This window comes from Candidatus Streptomyces philanthi (genome assembly GCF_059553635.1).
In genome coordinates, this window is sequence record NZ_JCANQV010000013.1 from 1 (window position 1) to 23,154 (window position 23,154).

General features: G+C 71.5%; 20 protein-coding genes and 1 pseudogene. 13 read left to right on the forward strand and 8 right to left on the reverse strand.

The features are described 5' to 3' along the window. The 4 genes and pseudogenes from AC51EU_RS03560 to AC51EU_RS03575 all read right to left on the reverse strand — a co-directional run. Positions 1-661: pseudogene (locus AC51EU_RS03560) on the reverse strand (ATP-binding protein); the annotation flags it as partial. After that, a complete protein-coding gene (locus tag AC51EU_RS03565) occupies positions 658-1,293 on the reverse strand; it encodes a Pvc16 family protein (RefSeq protein ID WP_496265138.1) in 636 nt (211 codons plus the stop codon). The gene AC51EU_RS03565 and the pseudogene AC51EU_RS03560, both read right to left, overlap by 4 nt. A gap of 33 nt (positions 1,294-1,326) precedes the next feature. Further along, on the reverse strand, positions 1,327-1,998 hold the full coding sequence (locus AC51EU_RS03570) for a helix-turn-helix transcriptional regulator (RefSeq protein WP_496265139.1): 672 nt from the start codon (positions 1,996-1,998) through the stop codon (positions 1,327-1,329). 319 nt (positions 1,999-2,317) lie between these two features. After that, on the reverse strand, positions 2,318-2,524 hold the full coding sequence (locus AC51EU_RS03575; protein WP_496265140.1) for a hypothetical protein: 207 nt from the start codon (positions 2,522-2,524) through the stop codon (positions 2,318-2,320). 200 nt (positions 2,525-2,724) lie between these two features. Between AC51EU_RS03575 and AC51EU_RS03580 the strand changes: the two genes are divergently transcribed. The 7 genes from AC51EU_RS03580 to AC51EU_RS03610 all read left to right on the forward strand — a co-directional run bounded on the left by AC51EU_RS03580 (position 2,725) and on the right by AC51EU_RS03610 (position 12,077). After that, positions 2,725-4,059 carry a chloride channel protein gene (locus tag AC51EU_RS03580; protein ID WP_496265141.1) on the forward strand — a complete coding sequence of 445 codons (1,335 nt, stop codon included), beginning with the start codon at positions 2,725-2,727 and terminating at the stop codon, positions 4,057-4,059. 210 nt (positions 4,060-4,269) lie between these two features. Then, on the forward strand, positions 4,270-5,781 hold the full coding sequence (locus tag AC51EU_RS03585; RefSeq protein ID WP_496265142.1) for a glycoside hydrolase family 3 protein: 1,512 nt from the start codon (positions 4,270-4,272) through the stop codon (positions 5,779-5,781). Between the two features lie 986 nt (positions 5,782-6,767). Beyond that, on the forward strand, positions 6,768-7,799 hold the full coding sequence (locus tag AC51EU_RS03590) for a phytanoyl-CoA dioxygenase family protein (RefSeq protein ID WP_496265143.1): 1,032 nt from the start codon (positions 6,768-6,770) through the stop codon (positions 7,797-7,799). 14 nt (positions 7,800-7,813) lie between these two features. Further along, the gene (locus AC51EU_RS03595; protein WP_496265144.1) at positions 7,814-9,115 is read left to right on the forward strand and encodes a DUF6271 family protein; all 1,302 of its coding nucleotides are present in this window, start codon (positions 7,814-7,816) and stop codon (positions 9,113-9,115) included. A gap of 20 nt (positions 9,116-9,135) precedes the next feature. Beyond that, on the forward strand, positions 9,136-10,371 hold the full coding sequence (locus tag AC51EU_RS03600) for a type III PLP-dependent enzyme (protein WP_496265145.1): 1,236 nt from the start codon (positions 9,136-9,138) through the stop codon (positions 10,369-10,371). Next, positions 10,372-10,920: a GNAT family N-acetyltransferase gene (locus tag AC51EU_RS03605; protein WP_496265146.1), complete on the forward strand. Its 549-nt coding sequence runs from the start codon at positions 10,372-10,374 to the stop codon at positions 10,918-10,920. It begins immediately after the preceding gene. A 5-nt stretch (positions 10,921-10,925) separates the two neighbouring features. Next, positions 10,926-12,077 (forward strand): MFS transporter, encoded by a 1,152-nt coding sequence (locus AC51EU_RS03610; RefSeq protein WP_496265147.1) that lies wholly within the window; start codon positions 10,926-10,928, stop codon positions 12,075-12,077. A gap of 57 nt (positions 12,078-12,134) precedes the next feature. On the opposite strand, the gene AC51EU_RS03615 is transcribed toward AC51EU_RS03610, so the two are convergent. Then, complete coding sequence (locus AC51EU_RS03615; protein WP_496265148.1) at positions 12,135-13,013, reverse strand: polysaccharide lyase; 879 nt, start codon at positions 13,011-13,013, stop codon at positions 12,135-12,137. 500 nt (positions 13,014-13,513) lie between these two features. Next, the gene (locus tag AC51EU_RS03620; protein ID WP_496265149.1) at positions 13,514-14,293 is read right to left on the reverse strand and encodes a TetR/AcrR family transcriptional regulator; all 780 of its coding nucleotides are present in this window, start codon (positions 14,291-14,293) and stop codon (positions 13,514-13,516) included. Between the two features lie 102 nt (positions 14,294-14,395). Between AC51EU_RS03620 and AC51EU_RS03625 the strand changes: the two genes are divergently transcribed. From AC51EU_RS03625 to AC51EU_RS03645, 5 genes are all read left to right on the forward strand, one after another. Beyond that, positions 14,396-15,862, forward strand: coding sequence for an MFS transporter (locus AC51EU_RS03625; protein WP_496265150.1), 1,467 nt, complete (start codon positions 14,396-14,398; stop codon positions 15,860-15,862). Between the two features lie 183 nt (positions 15,863-16,045). Beyond that, positions 16,046-16,423 carry a DUF6204 family protein gene (locus AC51EU_RS03630; protein ID WP_496265151.1) on the forward strand — a complete coding sequence of 126 codons (378 nt, stop codon included), beginning with the start codon at positions 16,046-16,048 and terminating at the stop codon, positions 16,421-16,423. Between the two features lie 2 nt (positions 16,424-16,425). After that, positions 16,426-17,313 (forward strand): alpha/beta fold hydrolase, encoded by an 888-nt coding sequence (locus tag AC51EU_RS03635; protein ID WP_496265152.1) that lies wholly within the window; start codon positions 16,426-16,428, stop codon positions 17,311-17,313. 471 nt (positions 17,314-17,784) lie between these two features. Then, a complete protein-coding gene (locus tag AC51EU_RS03640; RefSeq protein WP_496265153.1) occupies positions 17,785-19,320 on the forward strand; it encodes an AMP-binding protein in 1,536 nt (511 codons plus the stop codon). Positions 19,321-19,559: 239 nt separating this feature from the next. Next, complete coding sequence (locus AC51EU_RS03645) at positions 19,560-20,348, forward strand: SDR family NAD(P)-dependent oxidoreductase (RefSeq protein ID WP_496265174.1); 789 nt, start codon at positions 19,560-19,562, stop codon at positions 20,346-20,348. An 85-nt stretch (positions 20,349-20,433) separates the two neighbouring features. Here the strand turns inward: AC51EU_RS03645 and AC51EU_RS03650 are convergent, their stop codons facing one another. Then, entirely contained in the window at positions 20,434-21,360 is a 927-nt protein-coding gene (locus AC51EU_RS03650; RefSeq protein ID WP_496265154.1) for a ScbA/BarX family gamma-butyrolactone biosynthesis protein, read from the reverse strand. 242 nt (positions 21,361-21,602) lie between these two features. Here AC51EU_RS03650 and AC51EU_RS03655 point away from each other — a divergent pair, with 242 nt between their 5' ends. Further along, positions 21,603-22,265, forward strand: coding sequence for a ScbR family autoregulator-binding transcription factor (locus AC51EU_RS03655; protein WP_496265155.1), 663 nt, complete (start codon positions 21,603-21,605; stop codon positions 22,263-22,265). Positions 22,266-22,294: 29 nt separating this feature from the next. On the opposite strand, the gene AC51EU_RS03660 is transcribed toward AC51EU_RS03655, so the two are convergent. Next, entirely contained in the window at positions 22,295-22,945 is a 651-nt protein-coding gene (locus tag AC51EU_RS03660) for a ScbR family autoregulator-binding transcription factor (RefSeq protein ID WP_496265156.1), read from the reverse strand. Positions 22,946-23,154: the final 209 nt, after the last annotated feature.

The following is a 23,154-nucleotide window of genomic DNA, read 5'->3' on the forward strand; positions in this document are numbered from 1 at the left end:
GGAACGCCCCCAGCCGCGCCGCGAAACCCCCCGCCGGTTCCGCCCGGCCGGGCGGCAGTACCTCCACCTCGTGGGCGGCCAGCTCCGGGTCCGGCGCGTCGTCCCCCAGGAGGTGGGCGATCACCCGCTCCGGAACGTGCAGGGCCCGCCCCGGCAGCGGGCGGTCCTCCTCCGCGACAGCCACCAGCGCGCCGGCCCGCAGCGGGGCGGACGGATGGAACCGGGCCCGCGCCGCCGCCTCGTACGGGCCGGTGCCCGCCAGGTCCAGGGCGAGGCCGACCGTGGCGCGGCGCCGGCCGACGTCGTCGTTGAGATAGCCGTACAACGGCTCGAAGCCCCGGTCCACATCGGGGGCCAGGGCGCACAGCAGAAGGTGCGCGTCAAGGTCCGACAGGCCGAACTCCCTGACCAGCGGGGCGAAACGGCCGCCCCCGGGGCCGTCCGGGCCGGTGCCGTCCGGCGGCCCCGCCCGGTACCCGCCGCCGGTGGCACCGGCCGCCAGTTCCCGGGCCCGCTCCGGTGTCACATACAGCCCGCGCAGCGGGTCCCCGGCCGTCGGGTCGTCGGCGCTGCGCACCTCGACCAGATCGGCCACCCGCTTGCGCAGCCCGGCCAGCCGGACCAGCAGGTCCTCCGCCGCGTCGTCGTGCCGGCCGCTCATCCGTCCGTCCCGCCGCCGGGACCGGTGCGCAGCATGCGGGGCCGTACGTCGTCCGCCTCCGCGTGGCGGTCGCGGACGACGACCGTGCCGTGGGTGACGGGCGGGGCGACGGGGAACGACGGGGTCACCGGGAACGGCACCGTGATCACCAGGTCCAGGGACGGCTTGAGTTCTCCGCCCAGCGCCGACCAGATGTCCGCCAGCGAGCGCGACTCCGCGGGCGGCACCGCGACGGACACCGGAAGCGACGCCCGCAGCGTGGAGAGCACCTCGGGGAGCGCGGCGGCCGGCAGCACGTCGTGCGGCAGCAGACACGCCAGCGCGCCCGAGAGCAACCGGTGCTCGTCCTGCGGCCGGTTCGTCCACGCCGTGATCAGGTACGACAGCCGGAACCAGCGCGGCGGCCGCCGTCTGCGCACCGCCACCCCCTCCGCGTCCCGCTCCACGAACGTGCCGCGCTCCCGGCGCGCCACCTCCTCGCGGATGTCGTAGAGATAGGCGTTGAGGGTGGGGGTGGTGCGGCGCGCCGCCCACTCACGGGTCGGGGCCTCGAACGCGACCTCTCCCAGCCCGTCCGGCAGGGCCCCGCCGCGCAGCAGCCGCCGCACGGCCTCGTCGACCTCGTCAATCACACCGGCCTCCCGTGTCCCGCGTACCGGCGTGCGTCATGAGATGTAGCCCTCCCGCAGCGCGTACGCGACGGCGTGCGCGCGGTTGTTCAACTGCAACCGTGTCATCAGCGAGTGCAGCACGTTCTTGACCGTCCGCTCGGAGTACGACAGCCGCTCCGAGATCTGCCGGGTCCCCATCCCGTCGGCGACCAGCCGCAGCACATCGACCTCACGCGGCGCCATGCCGAGCGTCGGCACCACCGCGCCGTCGGGCGCCTTCACCACCGAGCGCCGCAACCTGCCGACCTGCGCCAGCAGCCGGCCGGTCAGGTCCGGCAGCAGCTCGCCCTCGTCGCGCGCGGCGCTGCGCACCGCCTGGACCAGGCGCTGGGGGGTCGCCTGGTGGTGCCAGAGGATGGCCCGTATCCCGCACTCCACCACATTCATCAGTTCCGGTTCGCGCAGTTCGCGGGCGATCAGCACCACCCGCCGCTCGCCGCGCGTCAGCCGGCGCAGCTCCGCGGTGGCGAGATCGTCGAGCCGGTCGACGATCAGCACGGCCACCGCTGCGAACGGTCCTGAGGACGGGGCCTGCGGGGCCTCCGCGCCGGGAAACCGGCTCTGGCGGACATCGAGGGCCGGCTCGTGCTGAAGATGGTTGATCACCCCGGCCCGGCTCAGGGGATCGGAGGCATGAACGGTCACCGAGAGGCGTTCTGCGAGCACTGGTGCTCCTGTCTTTCTGTCGTGCCGACGAGAAAACAGGGTGCACGGGGGCGTTCAACGTCCGATAAGTGGCGCGTCAACATGCCGCGCGCCGGTGTTGCGCGCTCCACGGCGCACGGATTTCGGTTCGCCCCCCGTCCACGCCGGCGCGCAGCGCACGCGAACGTCCTGTACCCGGCTCGTGGTACGGCCGGACACCACCGTTCCGTATCCGCGCGCCCCGCTGAAGAGGCGAAGGGGCAGAGCGCGCGACCGTACGCACCGCCACCGAGCGCACGGAAACGACCGGAAGGGCACACGAGGCGCGCGGCCGGACCGCTCACCGCTCGTCCGCCACCGACCCCACCCGCCGGCACTCCCGTACCGCCAGCCACCCCTGGCGCACCGTCAGCACCGCCCACAGACCCGTTGCCCCCGCGAGCCAGCGCGCGTGCAGCAGCACCGCGCCCGTCGCCGACACGGCGGTGACCAACAGGTCCGCCACGGCCACCGACGCGTCCCGCACCCATCGCGTGTCCCGGTTCATCGCCGTGCCCTCACCCCGCCACCCCTTGTACCGCGGGCGCGCCGCCGGGCGCCGGGAAGGCGTGGACCTGCGGCGGTACGGGCGACGGACGTTCCACACGGTTGACGTACCGGGGCATAGGGAGCGACACGCGGGGCGGGCTCCGGCCCGCACGGTCCGGCCGGGGGAACGATGACCCGTGGACCGAGCGGAGGCGTGCGGTGGGCGACGGACAGCGGAAGGGCAGTACGGGGCGGACCGCCCCGCGCGGACCGGTGGAGCAGCCGAACCTCGTCGCACCCGCCGACGCCCCCGCGCTGACCACACGGTTCTGGGCGCTGATCGTCGCCACCGGCGTCTTGGCCGGCCTCGCGGGCACCGCCCTGATGCTGCTGCTGGAGGCCGTCGCCCATGCCACCTACTCCTACGGCTCGGGAAGCTTCCTCGCCGGGGTCGAGCACACGGGGGCCGCCCACCGGGTGACGGCCCTGGCCGCCGCGGGCGCCGTGGCCGGTGCCGGCTGGTGGTTCCTGCGGTGGTGGACCGGCCCCGGCGGCTCCGAGGTGAGCGCGGCACTGTGGCGGGACGAGGGACGGCTGCCGCTGCGGCGGAGCCTGGGCACCGCCGTACTGTCCGTGGTGATCGTGGGCATGGGCGCCTCGCTCGGACGGGAGGCGGCGCCCCGGCTCGCGGGCGCGGCACTCGCCGGCCGGCTGGCCGACGGCGCCGGCCTGGGCGCCGCGCACCGCAGGCTGCTCGCCGCCTGCGGCGCCGGAGCCGGGATGGCCTGCGTCTACAACGTGCCCCTGGGCGGGGCACTGCTGACGCTGGAGGTGATGCTGGGCAGCCTGTCGCTGCGGCTGGCGCTGCCCGCCCTCGCCACCTCCTGCGTCGCCACCGCCGTCTCCTGGACCGCACTCCCCACCGGGCCCACGTACCACATGCCCGCCGTGGCGCTGACGCCCTCGCTGACCGTCTTCGCCGTGGCGATCGGACCCGTCGCCGGACTGGTCGCGGTCGGCTGGGTGCGGATGATCCGGATCGCCCACACCCACCGCCCCTCGGGCCGGGCACGACCGGTCGTACCGCTGCTGGTGTTCACCGTGGTCGGCGCCCTCGCCGTCCCGTACCCGCAACTGCTGGGAAACGGCAAGGACATCGTGCAGCTCACACTCGGGGCGCAGCTCGCCGCGCCCGCGCTGGCGGCCCTGCTCCTCCTCAAGCCCGCGGCCACCGCCGGGAGCCTGGGCAGCGGCGCCAGCGGCGGGCTGTTCACCCCGACCGTGGCGACCGGCGCGCTGCTGGGGGCGCTCGCCGGGCAGGGCTGGTCACTGCTGTGGCCGGGCGCGCCCGCGGGCTTCGCGGTCATCGGGGCCGCGGCCGTGCTCGCCGCCGCCATGCAGGCACCCGTGGCCGCGGTGGTGCTGACGCTGGAGCTGACCCGTACCGCCGACGCGCTGATGGTCCCGCTGCTCCTCGCGGTCACCGGGGCGATGCTCGTCTCCCGCCGGCTGGACACGCCCTCCCTCTACTCGGTGCGCCTCCCGACCCAGTGAGACGGGCCCCGGAACCGGCCGTACGGGAGCGGCGAGGGGCCGCGCCAAATCCCGTCCCCACCTGCCATTTTGCACCAAATCACCATTTCCTCATGCCTTGACATCCCGGATTGGTACAGGCCAATATCCGCCTGGACTGCACCAACGCCGCCGCGGCCGACCGGGCCGGCCGGCCCCGCACCCGTCCGTTCGCCCCCTCGGAGGTCCCTCATGGCAAGCAGCAGCCCGGAACTCGCACGGCTGGCCAACTCCGTACTCCAACCGGGGTTCGTGGGCACCACCGCACCGGACTGGGTCCGCCGCAGGATCGCCGACGGCCTCGCCTCCGTCGTCCTCTTCGGCCGCAACATCGAGAGCCCCGAACAGGTCGCCGCGCTCACCGCGTCCCTGCGCGCCGAGAACCCCGAACTGATCGTCGCCATCGACGAAGAAGCCGGCGACGTCACCCGCCTCGAAGTGCACACCGGCGCCTCCTGGCCCGGCAACCTCGCCCTGGGGGCCATCGACGACACCGACCTCACCGAACGGGTGGCCCGCGACATCGGCCGCCGGCTGCGCGCCATCGGCGTCTCGCTGGACTACGCGCCCAGCGCCGACGTCAACTCCGCCCCGATGAACCCCGTCATCGGCGTGCGCTCCTTCGGCGCCGGCACCGACCTCGTCGCCCGCCACACCGCCGCCTGGATCCGCGGCCTCCAGTCCGCGGGCGTCGCCGCCTGCGCCAAGCACTTCCCCGGCCACGGCGACACCACCGTCGACTCCCACCACGACCTGCCGCGGTTCACCGCCGACGCCGACACCATCGCCAAGGTCGCCCTGCCGCCGTTCACCGCGGCGATGGAGGCCGGTGTCCGCACCGTCATGACCGCCCATATGCTCGTCCCCGCCCACGACGCCGAACTGCCCGCCACGCTCAGCCCCCGCATCATCCACGACCTGCTCCGCCGCGAACTCGGCTTCACCGGCCTCGTCGTCACCGACGGCATCGAGATGGGCGCCGTCTCCGACCGCTACGGCATCACCGGTGCCACCGTCCGGGCGGTCGCCGCCGGCGCGGACGCCGTGTGCGTCGGCGGCGAGAGCGCCGAGGAGTCCACGACCGCCGGACTCGCCACCGCCCTGGAACGCGCCGTCCTCGACGGCACCCTCCCCGAGGAACGCCTCGCCGACGCCGCCTCCCGCGTACGGGAGTTCGCCGGCTGGTCCGCGGAACTCGCCCGGCGCGCGGAGCCCGCGGCCGACACCGCCGACATCGGCCTGGTGGCGGCCCGCCGCGCCGTACGCGTCCACAAGCAGCCCGGCGCCCGCACCGACCTGCCCCTGACGGGCGCCCCGCACGTCGTCGAACTGGCCCCGACGATGAGCCTCGCCGTCGACGCCCGCACCCCCTGGGGCGTCGCCGACCCGCTGTGCGCCCTCCGCCCCGGAACCACCTCCGTCCGCATCGACGAGTCCCAACTTGCCGGGTCGGACGACACATTGGAGCGTTCGGCGCTCGCCCCCGCGGCCGGCCGGGAACTGGTCGTCGTCGTCCGTGACGCGGCCCGGCACCGCTGGATGGCGCAGGCACTCGCCAGCCTGGTGCGCCACCGCCCCGACGCCCTCGTGGTCGAGATGGGCGTTCCCGTGGGCGACCGCCCCGGCGCCGTCCACCTGGCCACACACGGCGCCACCCGCGTCTCGGGAATCGCCGCGGCGGAGGTCCTCACGGGCGCCGCGTGACGGGAGGGGGCGGTCCGAGGGCGGGCCGCCCCCTTCGTGCGTCTTCTGGCGGGGAAGTGCGGGGCGTGTCTTCCCGCCGGTCGAGCCACTCCCTCCGGCTCGGTCATGCCTTCGGCGCCGCCGCCGGTTCCGTCCTGACCGCGCGGTCGACGTGCGCATCCGGCGGAGTTACTCCCTGAGCACGTGGAACGCCCCTGCAAACAGGCTGACTTCACCACACCGTCCAGCCGCCGAAGCCCCTGCCGCGCCGTACCCCCCCCGCAGTGGCCCTCCGCGAAGACTGCCCCGCCGAACACCGGCAGCTTCCCTTCCCTCCGTACCTTTTCGGTCACCGCAGGTGCCCTCGCGCCCCGCGCCTCCCCGGATCTCCAAGCGGAAGGTTGACACCGAAAGTTGGTCTAGTCCATCTTGGGGAAAGCGTGTTCGGCAAGGTCGAAAACCCGGCGTGGTTCCTTGCCGGACGAGTGAGCCTGCCGAGCGGCACCGCAAGTCCACCTGGGTTTCCACGACCTGTGATGGGCGTCGAGTACAAGGAGGTAGGACCGGCTCCGCCGCCACAGAGATCCACGGAAACCGACCACCGCCCGGCGTGGGCAACGACGCCCCGCCGCACCCCTGTTGTGCCGCCCCGTCACGGATGCCGTGACGTCGCCATCCCCGCCAAGGGCCCGCGGCCCGGAGCGTGACACCCCCAGGCGTACGCCCCGGACCCACGCGGCACGGCCACCCCCCGCCACCCCCGTTCTCCGACACCGCGTCGTCGCGCCGTACCGCGATGACGTACCCCCGCACTGCCTCCCTCCCGGACGGGCAGGTCAGGGCGCATGCCCGAACCCCCGCTCCGGACGCCCGGCCCCCTCGCGTCGCACGACGAACCGGTCGTGCCGACGCACCGGTGGACACCGTCCCCGCCTCCCGCCCGGGAGCCACGGGGGAGCGGCCGGCCCTTCTCCACCCGCAGTACGTCCACGTTCTGGAGTCACCCCATGCCCACCCCCGACGGATATCTGTACCGAGCCGCATCGGACGTCCCCTATTTCAGCGCGGACGGCGAGTCCTATCTGGCACGGACACCGCTGAAGGACATCCGGAAATCGCGTCCCCTGCGCGTACTGTCCGAAGAGGACTTCACCTTCTGGCAGACCTACGGATATGTCGTGGTCAAGGAGGCGATTCCCGCCGCCTCGGCGCAGCGCCTCCTCGATTTCGCCTGGGAATTCCAGGGACTCGACCCCGACCGCCCGGAAACCTGGTACCCCGAGCGCACCTTCCGCTCGGACCTGGACCGCGATCTGTACGTCTACGGATTCGTCGAGGCGTACCACCACCAGCTGATCTGGGACAGCCGGCAGAACCAGCGGGTGTACGACGCGTTCGCCGACGTCTGGGACTGCGAAGAACTGTGGGTGACCCTGGACCGCCTCAACCTGAATCCGCCCAACGTCAAGAACCGCGACCGCGCGCTCATCGCGCCGACGGAACGCGGTTTCGACATCACCCTCCACTGGGACGTCGACTCCACACTCAGCGTGCTGCCGCAGCGGGTCCAGGGCATCATCGCCCTCAACGACACCAGCGCCGAGCAGGGCGGATTCCAGTGCTCGCCCGAACTCTTCCACCACTTCGACCGCTGGAAGCTCGATCAGCCGGCCGACCGCGACCCCGTCAGGCCCCGCGCCGACCGCGCCGAATTCCCCGTCGTCCGGCCCGAATTGCAGGCGGGTGACCTGCTGATCTGGAACGGCATGCTGGCACACGGCGTGGCGCCCAACACCTCGGAGAACGGTGTCCGCGCCGTCCAGTACCTGTCGATGATGCCCGCCCTGGAATCCCATCGGGAACTGCGGAATTCCCGCGTCGAATCCTGGCGCCGGCTGAGCACACCGGACTGGAACGCGACCTTGCTCGGCGACGCCGTCCGGCACGAATCCCTGCGCTACGGCACGGCCACGCTGAACGCCTTGGGAGAAAAGCTGCTGGGGCTCACGTCCTGGAACGGGAACGACACCGAACGGTGAACGGGAGAACCGCGATGCGCTCCATCTGCCTGACCCTGCCCACCAACCGCGCGTGCACCCCCATGGTCCACGCCCTCCACGACGAAGCCGCGTATGCCGCACGGAATTTCGACGTCGAGGTGCACGTACTGATCCTGGATTCCTCCGGCCCCCGGTCCTTCGCGGAACACGCCGAGGCCCTGCGGCGGATCTCCCCGGTGCCGCGGGTACGCGTGCACCATCTCGACGAAACCGCGCAGCGCGGCTTCCTGAGCCGGGTGATCGCCCGCGCCGGAGTCGTCAAACCGGAGCTGACGCTCGACCTCATGCTCCCCGACGCCCTCTCCTACGGCGCCTGCACCAACCGTGCCTTCCTCCTCGCCCGCGCCCTCGGCTGCGCCTCCGTCCACCGCAGGGACTCCGACAGCCGCTACCAGGTCCTGGACGGCGAGCCCGTCTACCCGATCCACCACGAACTCACCTCGCTCGGCAAGCGCGCCGCCGACGCGGCGGGCGGGGTCGGCGAGACCGACCTCGACGCGTCCCACGCCGGCAAGCCGGTCGTCATGGTGGGCAGCTCCTTCATCGGCGAACTGTCCGTCGACATCGGCGAGATCCAGCGGCTCGACCCCGGCGTCCACCACGACGTCGTCAGCCTGTGGGCCCCCGCCGCCTGGCCGCCCGAGAAGAAGCGGGAACTGGTCGAGGAGTCCTTCAAGGGCGCGGGCACCGCACCGTTCACCGGCGACCGCTCGCTGCTGACCCTCGTCGACCCCATGCGCGTCGACATGTGCAACATCAGCTTCCACCAGGTCCATGAGCGCGTACCGCTGCCGCCCGCGACCGACACCATCGGCAGCGACTACTTCCTCATGCACCTGGTCCAGGACGCCGCCCTGCCAGGCGTCCTCCACAACCGCAACATCGTGAACTTCTACACCGGCGAGCGGCGCACCGACGCCGGCTTCATGGCCTACCACCTGCGGTTCACCAAGTTCTTCCTGTCGATGCTCTACCTGAACGACGTCTACGACGGCATGGCCCGCGCAGGCGGCACGCTCCTCGACGCCACGCACCAGGTACGCGCCTCCCGCGTCGCCGACCTCGTGTGGGAGAGCACCCGCCTCGACACCGACGAGAACACCGAACGGCTGGACGTCATCGAACGCTCCTACCGCACCCTCCAAGGCCGCTACGCCGCGTTCGCCGCGTCCCTCGCACCACGCCGCCGCAGACTGCTCGACGAGGCCCGCCAGGACATGGAGGACTTCGCGCGGCTCATCGAGGCGTGGGAGCCGCTGATGCGGGCGAGCCGGACCACACCCGTCCACCCGTAGCCGGACCCGGGGCAACCACCATGTACCTCACCACACCACTGCGCACGGCCCTGGCCGCCGCCACCGAGGACCAGCTCGTCCTCGACCTCGGCGGGATCGAGGAGCGGTACGCGTCACTGCTGCGGGAACTTCCCGGCGTCTCCGTACGGTTCGCCATGAAGGCGTGCCCCGTACCCGAAGTGCTCGCCTGCCTGGCCCGGCAGGGCGCGGGCTTCGACGCGGCCAGCCCCCACGAGATCGCCCAGGCCCTGCGCGCGGGCGCGCCCGCCCGCAGCATCCACTACGGCAACACCGTCAAGTCCGACCACCACATCGCCGAGGCCCACCTCCTCGGCATCCGGGACTTCGCGACCGACAGCGCCGAGGACGTACGGGCCGTCGCGGCCCACGCCCCCGGCGCGCGGGTGTTCTGCCGGGTCGCCACCGACGGTGCGGGCGCCCTGTGGGGCCTGAGCCGCAAGTTCGGGTGCGCGCCCGCCGACGCCGTCCGCGTGCTGGAGACGGCGCGGGACGCGGGCCTGACACCGTCGGGCCTCTCGGTGCACGTCGGCTCGCAGCAGATGACGGCCGAGGCATGGAGCGACGCGATCGACCGCCTTGCCGACGTCGTCACCGCCCTCGCGAGGCGCGGCATCCACCCCGACCACATCAACCTCGGCGGCGGCCTCCCGGCCCTCGGCTGCCTCGACCGCCACGGCAGCCCCCTCGACCCGCCCCTCGACAAGATCTTCGCGGTGATCCGGGACGGCATGCGACACCTGCGGCGGACCTCGGCCGTCCCCCTGGACTTCCTCATGGAACCCGGACGCCACCTCGTCGCCGACCACGGCGCCATCAGGGCCCACGTCGCCCGGCTCTCCACCCGCCGGCAACTCGGCGGCACACGCGAGCACTGGCTGTACCTCAGCTGCGGCAAGTTCAACGGACTGTACGAGACCGACGCGCTCCAGTACCCGCTGCACTTCCCCACCCACGGCGACGGGGACCACGTCCCGGCCGTCGTCGCGGGCCCCACCTGCGACAGCGACGACGCCTACGGCCAGGGCCGCGCCCTCGTCCGCGTGCCCGCCGGGGCCGCCTCCGGGGACCCGGTCTGGGTCCTGTCCTGCGGCGCCTACAGCACCAGCTACACCACCGTGGGCTTCAACGGCTTCGGCCCGCTCCCGTACACCTGGGTGCACGGCGAGCGCACCGGACGGGGCGGCCCGCCCTACCGGGCACCGGACACCGGTGCCGTCGCGGGAGGACCGCAGTAGATGAGCCACGACATCCGCGTACGCCGCATCGCCGACGGCGACTGGGACGCCATCACCGCGCTGGAGGCCCGTACGTACACGCCCCTCGGACTGTCCGAGGACCGGGCCGCGCTGCGGTCGCGGGCCGAGGCGTCACCCAGCACCTGCTTCGTCCTCGACCACGGGCGGCGGCTCGCCGGCTACCTGCTGGCCCTGCCCTACCCGCCCTTCCACGGCCCGGACCTGGACCGCGCGGAGGACACCGCCTTCCACTCGCGCAACCTGCATCTGCACGACCTCGTCATCGCACCGGACCTGCGCGGCAGAGGACTGGCCGGGCACCTCCTGCGCCACCTCACCGCCACCGCCCGGACCAAGGGGTACGCGCACCTCTCCCTCATCGCCGTCGGAGGCAGCGAGACCTTCTGGGCCGCGAACGGCTACCTGGCCCACCGGGACGTACCGCTCCCGGACAGCTACGGCACCGGTGCCGTCTACATGTCCGCCGCGGTACCCGCCCCGCTCACCGGCCCCCTGCCCGGATCACCCCTGGAAGACGAAGTAGGTTGATGCACATGTCGCCCGGTAGCGACGGTTTCCGCCGGTCACTGCCCGCCATCGCGGCACTCTTCTGCGCGCTGGGGTTCCAGTACGCCACCTGGGCCGCCCGGCTCCCCGCCATCAAGACCGAACTCGCGCTGAGCGAGGCCGAACTGGGCCTGCTGCTGATGGCCTGCGGTGTCGGGGCGGCCGTCTCGTTCCCCCTCGTCACCGTGCTGATGCGGCGCCTCGGCTCCCGGCACCTCGCCGTCGCGTCGACCGTGTTCCTGGGGCTCGTCCCGCTCGCCCTGGCCGCCGCGCCGAACTACCCGGCCGCCCTCGTGGTGATGTGCCTCGACGGGCTGGGCGTCGGCTGTCTGAACGTCGCGATGAACGCACAGGGCGCCGCGCTGGAGGCCCGCCACGGGCGCACCGCCATGGCCAGGCTGCACGCGGTGTTCAGCGCCGGCTCGCTGGGTGCCGCCCTCCTCGCCTCCGGCATGACCGCGCTGACGCCGTCCGTGACGGCGCACTTCAGTGCGGGCGCCGTCGTCATCCTCGCCCTGGCCGCAGTCGCCCGCCCCGGACTGCTGACGGAGGACCGGCCCCAGGAGGAGAAGACCCGGCGCAGGATGACCATGCCGTCCCGGGTGACGCTGTGGATGGGGTGCGCGATGGTCTTCGGCACCGTGGCCGAGGGCGCCATGAACGACTGGTCGACCCTCTACATGAAGGACGTGGCCGACGCCGCGCCGCAGGTCGCGCCCCTGGGCATCGCGGTCGTCTCGGGCATGATGGTGCTGGCCCGCCTGTTCGCCGACGGCTGGCGCGCCCGGTGGGGCGACGGCCGTGTCGTCGGCACCGGCAGCGTCCTGGCCGGCGCCGGGCTGGCGTTCGCGCTCCTGGCCGGCGGCGTGGTACCGGCCCTGATCGGCTTCGCCTGCGTCGGCCTCGGCATCGCCGCCGTCACCCCCTGCGTCTATGTGGCCGCGGCACGGCAGGGCCCGGACGCCTTGGCCCTGGTCGCCGCCATGGGCACCACGGGCCTGCTGGCCGGGCCCCCGGTCATCGGCTTCATCGCCGGCGCGGGCAGCCTGGTGTGGGGGATGGCCGCGGTGGCCGCCGCCGCGCTCCTCGTCGCCCTGTGCGCGACCCGGATACGGTGGACGGCCGCCGCAGAGGTCTGACCCGCCCGGCACGGCCGCGCTCCGGGGACGACCGGGACGCGGCCGTGGGCCGGGCGTTCAGTGCTGGACCGCGGTGGACAGGGAGAAGTCCGCGAAGTCCGCGTGTTCGGTGTGCTTCGGGCCCCAGCTGGTGTCGTGGCCGCCGAAGAAGGTGGAGAAGAACACCCCGCCGAACGGGATGCCGGAGATGCCGGTGGCCGTCCGCTCGGCGTGGAGCGCCTGCTTGCCGTCGTACCAGACGGTGATGTCACCGGTCTTGCGGTTGACGAGCTGCTCGACGGTGTGCCAGCCGCCGTCCGCGACCCACTTCCACGTGCCGAGCCCGACATCGACCCCGTAGCCGGTGGGGCCGGAGTTGGTCGGGGTGTAGAGGTAGACCTCGCCCTCGTTGGGGCTGGACCTGGCGCGGAACATGAAGCGGGTCGACCAGCCGTTGCCGTGGTTCCCACCCGACTCCTCGCCGATGGTGCCGCCGTACAGGCCGGGCAGTTTGCCGCCCTTGCCGAAGTCGAAACCACGGGGGAACCTCACGCTGTACTTGAGGTCGAGGGTCGTGGAGTCGGCCAGATCGGACCGGCCGATGGCGCTGAGCTGGGTGTAGAACTGGCCGCCGCCGGGGTTGGGGCAGTTGGAGCAGGAGGGCGCGGAGGAGCCCGCGCCGTAGGTGACGCGCAGCGCCGAGCCGTCCCCGGCGCCGGAGTCACCGATCTTCTTCAGCTCGGACCGGCCCCAGGCACCCTTCGAGGCCGTGCCCCACGCCTTCTTCCAGGACGCGGAGTCGTACCCGGTGAACTGCCCGGTCCACGGTTCACCCCGGACGGCCGCGGTGGGGGCGGGGGAGACGGACCAGCCGGTGGCCGGCATCGCCGGGACGGTGGCGAGCGCGGCCGCGCAGGCGGCGGCGCCCATGACGAGACGACGGGACGGACGAAGCATGCTCCTCCTCGGGACACGGGCGGAGCGCGCCGTGCCGCTCCGCCCTGATGTGCGCTTACCGGGAACATCCGTCATGCACGTGCCATGACGCTGGGACGCTAGCGCGCACCGGGAGAGGCGTCGAGAGAGCAACAGGAAACTTTCCTAACCAATTTCCGGATGCCGGGAAGGTACAGGGCCGTCCGGAGTGAGCCGGTGCCTTCGCGCCCGTCCGCCGCGGGCCGGCGGGCGTGCCTCGCGCTCGGCCGTCGAGGCCGGCGGCCGCCAGGACCCGTCGGCACGGCGCCCGTAGTGCCGTTCCCGGTCGGCCGTCGTGACCAGCTCGGCAGGCATGGTCCGCATCGACGCCGACTGCGGCAGGGCAGGTGGCCGACGAGGCTCTTCGGCTTCCGGGTGGAGGTGTGGACAGCCCTACTCGATCGGCCGTGGGGTCGCGTTCGCGGCGGTCGCCCGGCGAAGCAACCGGTGGCGCCGTCCCGCCGGGGGCGGGTGGACCACTGTCACGGACGAGGTCGCTCGATCATGTGATCGCCGGGCGTGAGGGCGGACCTGTCGTGCGCGGCGAGGCCGGCGATGAGGGTGTCGATACCGAAGGCGAAGCGGTCGTCCTGGGTCCCGGCCATGAGGGCGTCCGCGTTTTTGATCAGGTAGGGGAAGCGTGTGGGCGATGTGGCGGCGAAGGCCCGGCCGACCTCGGCGACGAACTGGGCTGCGCGGAGCTCTTCGGGGTCGCGGTCGCTGCCGTCACCGAAGCGCTTCCGTTTGAGGTAGGCGTCGTAAACAGTGCTCGCGACATGGACGGAGAGGTGGTCGAGGGCCCATGCGGCGGCACGAGGCGGCACACCTGACTCGATCATGCTCTTGAGCAGCGCCTCCGCGGCGTCGAACATGCGCAGACTGTTGGGGATGTGAGCGAACGTCAGCCGGGCCAGATCGTTGTGGCGGGCCAGCAGGGCGCGGCTGGTGTGGGCGTGGTTGCGCAACATGGTCTTCCAGTCCTCGCCCTCGGGTATCGGCATCTGGTCGAGGACATGGTCGAGCACAGCGTGCAGTAGCGCGTCCTTGTTGTCGAAGTAGACGTAGAGGCTCGCGGGGCCGGTGTCGAACTCTGCCGCGACGTTCCGCATCGAGACCGAGTCGATTCCCTTGGTGTCGACGAGCTGGAGGGCCACCTGGACGATCGCGTCTCGGCCAAGGGCGCGGTGGTGTCGCCGCGCTGGGTCGCGGGCGGGAGTGCCGGGCGGGCGCACCGCCTTGCGGGGCGGGTTCTTGGGGGGCATGAGCGAAGCATAGTTGACACGAACACTGTTCGCGAAGAACACTGTTCGTTGATTTCACGATCAATGTTCGTGATAGTGTTCTCGTCTAGATCTGAGGAAGACATGACTACGGTCTCCGCCGAGGGGCATACCTCGGCGTCCGCGTCTGCGACGGCCTACCCGCTGCGCTGGCGCGCCCTGTGGGTGATCCTCGCCGCGCAGGTGATGGACAATCTCGACTCGCTGGTCACTTCGGTCGCGGGCCCGAGCATCACGCGTGACCTGGGCGGCGGGCAGACCTTGATCCAGTGGCTGGGTGCCGCGTACACGATCGCCATGGCCGCGGGCCTGCTGATCGGCGGACGGCTCGGTGATGTGTTCGGCCGTCGTCGGATGTTCATGATCGGCATGACCGGCTTCACCGTGATGTCCTTGGCGTGCGCGTTGTCGCCGGACGCCGCGACGCTGCTGACCTCCCGGGCGCTGCAGGGCCTGTTCGGCGCGGTGATGATTCCGCAAGGACTCGGGATGATCAAGGAAATGTTCCCGCCGAAGGAAGCCGGGACCGCGTTCGGCGTGCTCGGTCCGGTGATGGGACTGTCGGCGGTGGCGGGCCCGATCCTGGCGGGTTGGCTCATCGGCCTCGACCTGTTCGGCTGGTCATGGCGGGCCATCTTCGCGATCAATGTGCCGGTCGGCGTGTGCGCCGGTCTCGCTGGTCTCGTACTCCTCCCGGCGTCCCGGCCCGGTGGTGGGCGGCTCGACCTGGTCGGCGGCACGCTCGCCTCGGCTGCCATGGTGATGCTGATCTACCCGCTCATCCAGGGACGCGCACTCGGGTGGCCGTGGTGGACCTACTTGTCGATGGCCGGCGGGCTCGGGCTGTTCGGTGTCTTCGGAGTTGCCGAGCGTTTCCGCCAGCGGTCGGGCCGGAGCACACTGATCACGCCGTCGTTGTTCGCCAAGCCGGCGTTCACCGCGGGTTTGGCAACCGGTCTCATGCTCTTCGGTGCGCTGATGGGCTGTTCGGTGGTGTTCGCGCTCCTGGCCCAGGTCGGCCTCGGCTATTCCCCGTTCACAGCGGGTCTGGCGACGCTCGCCCAGGCGCTGGGAATGATCATCGGCTTCGTCGTGTCCCGGCCGCTGAATGTTCGACTCGGTCGCCGGCTGATGTTCCTCGGCGAGGCAATGACCATGGCCGGCTTCGGTGGCTTCGCGCTCACCTTGCACCTGGCCGGCGACAGCATCGGGATTGTCTCGATGGCACCTGCCCTGGGTCTGCTGGGAGTAGGGATGGGACTCACGATGGCCCCGTTCTTCAACATCGTTCTCGCCGGTGTCAACGCCGGTGAGGCCGGTTCCGCCTCAGGCGCGTTGACCTCGGTGCAGCAGCTGGGCGGGGCGTTCGGCATCGCACTGCTGGGCACGACGTTCTTCCACTACCTGGGCACGTCCGCCGCCCGCACGCACATCGGGGCGTTCCGCGACGCCGCCTCGACGGCGATGTACGTGAGCGCCGGCCTCGTTCTGGTCGCGTTCGTGCTCACCTTCCTGTTGCCGCGCCACGCCTACCACGGCCAAGGCCAGTGACCGGCACGCTCCGCCGGACACCCGGGCCGGAGATTGCCGGTCACCGCGAACGGACGCGGGCCGTATCGACACACCCCGAGATCAGCGCACAGCGCGGGCACCCGCGCCATGCCCTTCCCTCCCGCATCCGGTCAGCAGAACGAACGAAGCAGCAACCCAGCAACTCACCAAGGTATGGCAGACATGACAGTGAGGACATACAGAGCTCAGGTGGCAGGCCGGTTCGATCGGCTCGAACAGCCGCTCCGCACACGGCTGCTCGCCGAGCAGCACGAACATGACCTGCAGTTCGCGGCCTTCACCGAGGACGGAACCTTCACCTATACACCGACCCTGACCAGATTCACGTTCCGCTGTCGCATGGGAGTCGACGCGGACACCGCTGCCGAGGCCGACGAACTCGCCGCAGTGGAGGCCGAAGTCATGGCGATCGACCGTCTGACATCCGAAAAGATCCCGTTCAAGCACCTGAAAACCACCACGACCTGCTTGGACGACGTAAAGATCAAACGCCCCCAGCCGCCAGGGCGACGCGACCGGCACCACGTTCACGAGGAGTAATCATGCCCATCGCCGACGTCCCTTCCGGGGCCTCCCTCGCCTACGACACCTTCGGTGACCCCGCCGATCCTCCGGTCCTGCTGGTCATGGGCTTCGGAGCCCAGATGATCTCCTGGCACGAGGATTTCTGCCACATGCTCGCCACACGAGGGCGCTACGTGATCCGCTACGACAACCGCGACTGCGGTCTGTCCACCAAGTTCGACGCTCATCCGGTCGACATGACGCGGTTCATCGAGACCGTGAGCGCCGGCAACATCCCCGCCGCTCAAGCGATGATCCCCTACACGCTGCAGGACATGGCCGACGACGGCCTGGGCCTGCTCACCGCCATGGGGATCACCCGCGCCCACATCTTCGGCTCGTCGATGGGCGGGATGATCGCTCAGACCATGGCGATCACCCACCCCGAGAGGTGCTCCACCCTGACCTCCATGATGTCCTCCACCGGCGAGCCCGCATACGGACAACCCCGTCCCGCAGCCCAGCAGGTGCTGTTCAGCCCCAAGCCCGCGGACCGTGCCGGATACATCAACGCGTCCGAGAAAGAAGCCGTCTGGGCGTCCCGGCGTTACACCGATGTCGAAGCCATCCGAGACCTCGCCGCCCGGAGCTACGACCGCGCGTACTACCCAGCGGGCACGGGCCGTCAGCTCGGAGCGGTGATCCTCGCAGGGTCGCGCGCCGAAGCACTCACCTCCCTCACCGTCCCGACCCTCGTGATCCACGGCCTCGACGACACCCTCATCGACCCGAGCGGAGGGAAGCGAACAGCCGAACTCGTGCCCGGCGCGGAACTGATCCTGCTCTCCGACATGGGCCACGACCGACCACGGGAACTCTGGCCCGCGATCATCGACGCCGTGGCCGCTCACACAGCGCACGCGTGAGCAGGACATGGCCAGCGAAGCAGCACGCCACGCGACCGGAGGTGGCGGGCCCGGTCCGTGGTGTCCGGCGCTTGCCGGCGTAGGGCGACGCCTTCCGACGCTCGGCCCCCTGGTCCTCACCTGGCCCGCGTCCGCCTCCTCCATGGCAACGCCGGGCACCCGGGTGGCGGTCAGGGTGCCGCGCTCCGGCTCGAACGCCCCTCCGTGCGGCCCGGCGCGGGCCAGGGAGCTTCGCCGCCCAGGGAGGGGCCGACCGGACCACGCCGTCCCACCGGCGGTCGCGGACTTCGAAGGCCACCACGCCGCAGTGGCGACGGCTTCGGTGAGCGACCGCCCGGTCACCGCCACCGGCGGCGACGCCGAGACGGTGCGGGTGGGGGACCTGGCCACCGGCCGGCCCATAGGCCGGCAACCACATCCACGCCGAGGCGGTTCGCCGGACCGCGTGTCGCCCATCAGGAGGAATCAAGCATGTCACCATCCACCCAGACCTTCCGCACCTACGTCGAGGAGAACCTCGACGCGTTGGGGAGCGACCCGGGGCGCGACATCCTTTTGCACCAGGAGCGCTGGGTCACCGCAGGTGAGTTCCGCGATCTCGTCCACCGGACGGCGCGGGCGCTGAGCGCCCAGGGCGTCGACCGCGGAGACACCGTCACGCTGCTGTGCGGCAACCTGCCGGAGGCGATCGCGGCACGCTATGCGGCCAACCTGATCGGCTGCCGGGTCAATCACCTGTACCACAAGCTCTCGGCCGGGTCCCAGGCCGCCATGGTCCGCGATGTCGAGACCCGTGCCCTGATCGTGGATCCCGGACACCTGCAACGGGCCATGGAGATCACCGAGCGGGCCCCGGTGCCGACCGTTCTCGTGCTCGGCCCCGCAGAGACGGGCACGGACCTGCTGGAGCTGGCGGCCGAGTACTCCTCCGAGCCGCTGCAGAGCCGGGCGCGGCCGCACGATGTGTGCACCATCCGCCACACGGGCGGCACCACCGGCCACCCCAAGGGCATCTGCACCACTTATGAGCAGGCGCGGTCGTTCACGGCCGACGCCGACGAGGAGGCGCCCCGGCTGCTGGTGTGCACCACCCTCGCCCACACCGCCGGAATGATCACCGACGCCGTTCTCCGGGCCGGTGGCCGCGTCGTCCTGCTCGACAAGTTCGATCCCGCCGACGTTCTCCGTGCCATCGAACAACAGCGCATCAGCCACCTCTTCCTCCTGCCGCCCTTGCTCTACCAGCTGATGGACCACCCGGATGCGCGTGTCCGCGACACCTCCACGCTGCGCAGCATCGCCTACGGAGGCTGCCAGTCCTCGCCCGCCCGCATAGCCGACGCCGTACGGCGCTTCGGTCCTGTGCTGCTCCAGTTCTACGGCCAGAACGAGGCGGGCGGAATCAGCGCGCTCTGGCCCGAGGACCACGATCCGCGGCGGCCGGACCGGCTGCGCTCGGCGGGGAAGGCGCTGCCCGGGGTGGAGGTGGAGATCCGTGACGAGGCCGGGCGTGCCCTGCCGACGGGCGGGCACGGCGAGATCTGCGTTCGCTCCGCCACGCTCATGAAGGAGTACTGGAAGCAGCCCGAGCTGACCGCCGAGGTCCTTCGGGACGGCTGGCTGCACACCGGGGACATCGGATTCCTCGACGATGAGGGCTACTTGACGGTCGTCGACCGGATCAAAGACCTGATCGTTGTGGTCGGCGGCCATGTGTACACCACCGAGTTGGAGGACACGCTCAACTCCCATCCGCACGTCCTGCAGAGCGCCGTCTTCGGCGTCCGTGACGCCGATCGCACGGAACGGGTGCACGCCGTCGTCGTCCCGGTTCCCCGCAGCGGAATCGACGCACAGCAGCTGCGTGACCTGGTCCGCGAGAAGCGTGGCGCGATGTACGAACCGGCCGCCATCAGCTTCGTCGACGCGCTGCCCCTGACCGATACCGGCAAGCCGGACAAGAAGCAGCTGCGGCGGCAGGCCACGCGTGAGATCGGAGCGGCCTGACGGGAAGCGACGGTCCAAAGGCCGGCGCCGTCACACCCTGCCGGCCTCACCCGCACGAGACGGTCCGCATCGCTGGTCGGCGGCTTCCCCCTCCGGACATTCAGCTTCACCTCCCCGGGGGCAAATACCGGCGGCCCTTCAATTCCGGCCCGGGAGCGTCCTTTTCCCGTCCCCCGCCGCTCCGTATGACACCACGTCAGGTCCTTCTCGTGGGGCGTGGCAGAATGCGCCCCGTGACTATGAAAGAAGCCGTGACCAACGGCAGACAAGGGCTGCTTGCCGGCAAAGTGGTGCTGATCACGGGGGCGAGCAGTGGCATCGGGGCCGCAGCTGCCAAGGTTTTCGCGGCGGAAGGCGCATCGCTCGTCCTCGCCGCCCGGCGTACCGACCGGTTGGTCGGAATCGCCGCTGACCTGCGGAAAGAGGGAGCGGAGGTGGTGTGCCAAGAGATGGATGTCAGAGAGCCCGACGATGTCCGGCGAGCTGTGGACCGTGCGGTCGAGGAATTCGGGCGGCTGGATTCGGCGTTCAACAATGCCGGGATCGGCGGCGACCAGAATCCCCTGCATCTCATGGACGACGCCGTCTACGACTCCATCATGAACACCAATGTGCGGGGCACCTGGCATTGTCTGCGTCATGAAATCCGCGTGATGCTGGAAAATCCCCGCGGTGGCTCCATCGTGAACAACAGCAGCGTCGGCGGATTGCAGTCCATTCCGGCCGCCGCGCCGTATGTGGCGTCGAAGCACGCCGTGGCCGGCCTGACGCGGGCGGCCGCCGCCGAGTACGCGGGCCGCGGCATCCGCGTCAACAGCGTGGCGCCCGGCACCACGCGCAGCGAGAACATCGCCGACTGGTTCGAGCGGAACCCCGGCCTGGAGGCGGAACTCCACGCGGCCACCCCGCAGGCCCGTACGGCCCGCGCCGAGGAGATCGCCGAGGCCGCGGCCTGGCTGTGCAGCGACCGGGCGTCGTTCGTCACCGGCGTCGTGGTGCCGGTGGACGGCGGGTTCACGATGGTGTGACGCGAGGTGCGGACGGGGGAGGAGCGGCCCGGACGGCTCGGGCGCCGGGTTCCGTCCGCCGCTCCCCGCGCGTCCCGGACCGCCGTCAGCTGCCGAACCGGCCGAGTTCCGTCCTGAAGACCGCCCTGCCGTTCTGGTGGCCCGTCACCACGACCCGCAGCCCGCGCGGGTCCCCGGCCCCGCCGTCGACCGCCGCCTCGATCCAGCACGGCGCGTCGAACTCGACGTACTGGGCGAACGCCGTCTCCACCGCCCTGGGCAGAAGCACACCCGACGGCGCCTTCCCGGCCGCACCCGGCCCGCCGTGCACCGCGAGGTGTGCCGCCTGGTGCGCGGCCTCGATCAGTACCAGGCCGGGGGTGTGGTCGACGGCGTGGTCGTAGAGCACCTTGTTGCTGAAGTCGGACCGCAGCCGCCAGCGCATCGGCCCGTCCGCCGGCGCCAGTACCACCTCGACATCGGACGTACGGCCGACGGACGCGGGCGCCACCGGGTCCGGCAGCGGCGGCTGCTCGCGCACGGGGGCCGCGTGGACGCCCCGGAGCCTGCGGTACACCGCGGGCACGATCCACTCGAACTCCGTGACGGCCGTGCCCACCGGGGCGCCGTCCCGTGTCCGGATGTCCATCTCCACATGCAGTCCGGTCAGGCGCGCGCCCCGGCGGCCGTGTTCCCGGCAGGCGACCCGGACGACCAGCTCGGTCGGCATGTCCCGCTCCGGCCGGAAGTCCGCGTCGAGCCCGAAGTCGAACCTCCGCAGCAGTGCCGCGTGGTCCATCGGCGTGCCGAACTCGGCGTGTGCGAGCAGCAGGCCGATCTGGCGCACCGTCTGCGCCACGACCAGCGACTCGTGCCGGACGCCGAGCCCGGGAACCGTACGGGCGAAACCGGCGGGCCACCGCGCGAAGACCGTGAACTCCATGCCGTCGTGCCGCTCCCAGCCGGTGAGGAGCACGAACTCGTCGAAGCTCAGATGGACGAGTTCCTTGCGCACCGGTGCGGGGGAGGGCATGACCGGCAGGAGCGGTGGTGCGTCGTGCGGCGCGGGTCCGCCCGAAGGTCTCGGCATCAGCAACACGGCACGCATCTCCCCTGGGCAATGATCTGCATCCTGAGCCGGAGGGTCCGGCGGTGCTAAGATACGTACTGTCCGGTTTTATTTTCAATGCGTCGACGTCGATACGTACAATTCAGCGCCCAGTCCACCGGGACACGAAGAGTTCGGCACGGGCAACACACGATTGAGGTGTCCTGATGGCGCAGCAGGCACGGGCGGTCCAGACCCGCCGCACGATCCTTGAGGCGGCCGGCGCGGTCTTCGACGAACGCGGCTACGAGGCCGCGACGATCGCCGAGATACTGACCCGTGCCGGGGTCACCAAAGGAGCCCTGTACTTCCACTTCGGCTCCAAGGAGGACCTGGCCCGGGGCGTGCTGGGCCAGGCCCTGACCACCGAGGGCGTGATGCCCCAGGACTCCAAGCTCCAGGAGTGGGTCGATGTCGGCATGGTCCTCGCGCACCGCCTGCCGCGCGAGCCCCTTCTGAGCGCGTCCATCCGGCTGTCGGCGGACCGGCGCGCGCGTGAGCTGTTCGGCACGTCCTGGCCCGGCTGGATCGACTTCCTCGCCCGGCAGCTGGCGGCGGCCAAGGAGCAGGGCGAGGTCCTGCCGCACATCGTGCCGGCCGAGACCGCGGCGCTGTTCACCGGTGCGTGGACCGGCGTCGAGATCGTCAACTCGGCACTGTCGGACGCCAGCCTGGAGTCCAAGATCGCCTCGCTCTACGACCACCTGCTGCCCGGCATCGCCGTTCCCGGGGTCCTCACCCGGCTGGACACGGCCCCGGACCGCGGCGCCCGCATCTGGCACGCGCACCAGCGGTCCGGCAGTGAAGGGGAATCGGTTCTCCGTCCTTGAGCCGCCCCGCGTCGTGACCCGGGCGTCCGTTAGCGCGTACGCCCGTGCCGGTGTGCCCGGGTCAGCGGATGCGTACCGGCGGGGTCCGTGCGACGCGCGGCCTCTCCCGCGGGCGGACGGGGCAACAGCGTCCGCCAGAAACCGGTGATCGCATCGGGGGAGAGCCACTTGTGGTCGTCGCGCGCCAGGACCTCGAACCCGGCGGTCGCGCCCACCACCGTCGCCGTCATCTCCTCCACCTGCGCCTCCGGGGGCAGTGCGCCCTCCTCGCGCGCCGTGTGCAGCAGACCGTTCACACAGCTCGCCCACTCCTCGCGGAGATCCGTTCCGGTGTGCCGGGCGGCATGGCAGTTGAGCCGGAAGCCGGCCCGCACGACCACGTCCTGGCACAGCTGCCGTGCCAGGACGTGGGTGGTGTCGACGAGCGCCTGGAGGGCGTCCGGGCTCTGCCGGCGTACGGTGCCGGCGAGCGCCTGTAATGTGCGCACGGCCTCGGCCTCGACGGCCTCCGCCACCGCGGCCTTGGTGTCGAAGTGGAAGTGCAGGGCCCCCGCGCTCACCCCGGCCCCCGCGCTGATCGTGGTGAGCTTCGCCTGGGCGTAGCCGTACTGGTCGAACGCCTGGGCCGCGGACCGGATCAGCGCGTGCCGGGTCCGCTCGGACCGCACCTGCCGGGTCACCGGCCGCGCCGATCGGACCGCCGGCCCGCGGGGGCCGGGCATCGGGCCGCGGGGGCCGGGCATCGGGCCGCGCGAACCGTGCTGCGGGCGGGGGGTGACGGAAGTAAGGGGGGAGGTGTCATGGGGATATAAAACCAACTCGCTGGTTTTATATCCAGCGGTGGAGAACGCCGGGGCCGTGCCTCTTGTCTCTGCCCGAACGGGCCGGT

Bases quoted from the DNA above. Each gene is read 5' to 3' on its own strand.
- AC51EU_RS03575 (WP_496265140.1), bottom strand. From the start codon at position 2,524: ATGAACCGGGACACGCGATGGGTGCGGGACGCGTCGGTGGCCGTGGCG.
- AC51EU_RS03585 (WP_496265142.1), top strand. From the start codon at position 4,270: ATGGCAAGCAGCAGCCCGGAACTCGCACGGCTGGCCAACTCCGTACTC.
- AC51EU_RS03590 (WP_496265143.1), top strand. From the start codon at position 6,768: ATGCCCACCCCCGACGGATATCTGTACCGAGCCGCATCGGACGTCCCC.
- AC51EU_RS03595 (WP_496265144.1), top strand. From the start codon at position 7,814: ATGCGCTCCATCTGCCTGACCCTGCCCACCAACCGCGCGTGCACCCCC.
- AC51EU_RS03600 (WP_496265145.1), top strand. From the start codon at position 9,136: ATGTACCTCACCACACCACTGCGCACGGCCCTGGCCGCCGCCACCGAG.
- AC51EU_RS03605 (WP_496265146.1), top strand. From the start codon at position 10,372: ATGAGCCACGACATCCGCGTACGCCGCATCGCCGACGGCGACTGGGAC.
- AC51EU_RS03610 (WP_496265147.1), top strand. From the start codon at position 10,926: ATGTCGCCCGGTAGCGACGGTTTCCGCCGGTCACTGCCCGCCATCGCG.
- AC51EU_RS03615 (WP_496265148.1), bottom strand. From the start codon at position 13,013: ATGCTTCGTCCGTCCCGTCGTCTCGTCATGGGCGCCGCCGCCTGCGCG.
- AC51EU_RS03620 (WP_496265149.1), bottom strand. From the start codon at position 14,293: ATGCCCCCCAAGAACCCGCCCCGCAAGGCGGTGCGCCCGCCCGGCACT.
- AC51EU_RS03625 (WP_496265150.1), top strand. From the start codon at position 14,396: ATGACTACGGTCTCCGCCGAGGGGCATACCTCGGCGTCCGCGTCTGCG.
- AC51EU_RS03630 (WP_496265151.1), top strand. From the start codon at position 16,046: ATGACAGTGAGGACATACAGAGCTCAGGTGGCAGGCCGGTTCGATCGG.
- AC51EU_RS03635 (WP_496265152.1), top strand. From the start codon at position 16,426: ATGCCCATCGCCGACGTCCCTTCCGGGGCCTCCCTCGCCTACGACACC.
- AC51EU_RS03640 (WP_496265153.1), top strand. From the start codon at position 17,785: ATGTCACCATCCACCCAGACCTTCCGCACCTACGTCGAGGAGAACCTC.
- AC51EU_RS03645 (WP_496265174.1), top strand. From the start codon at position 19,560: ATGAAAGAAGCCGTGACCAACGGCAGACAAGGGCTGCTTGCCGGCAAA.
- AC51EU_RS03650 (WP_496265154.1), bottom strand. From the start codon at position 21,360: ATGCCCTCCCCCGCACCGGTGCGCAAGGAACTCGTCCATCTGAGCTTC.
- AC51EU_RS03655 (WP_496265155.1), top strand. From the start codon at position 21,603: ATGGCGCAGCAGGCACGGGCGGTCCAGACCCGCCGCACGATCCTTGAG.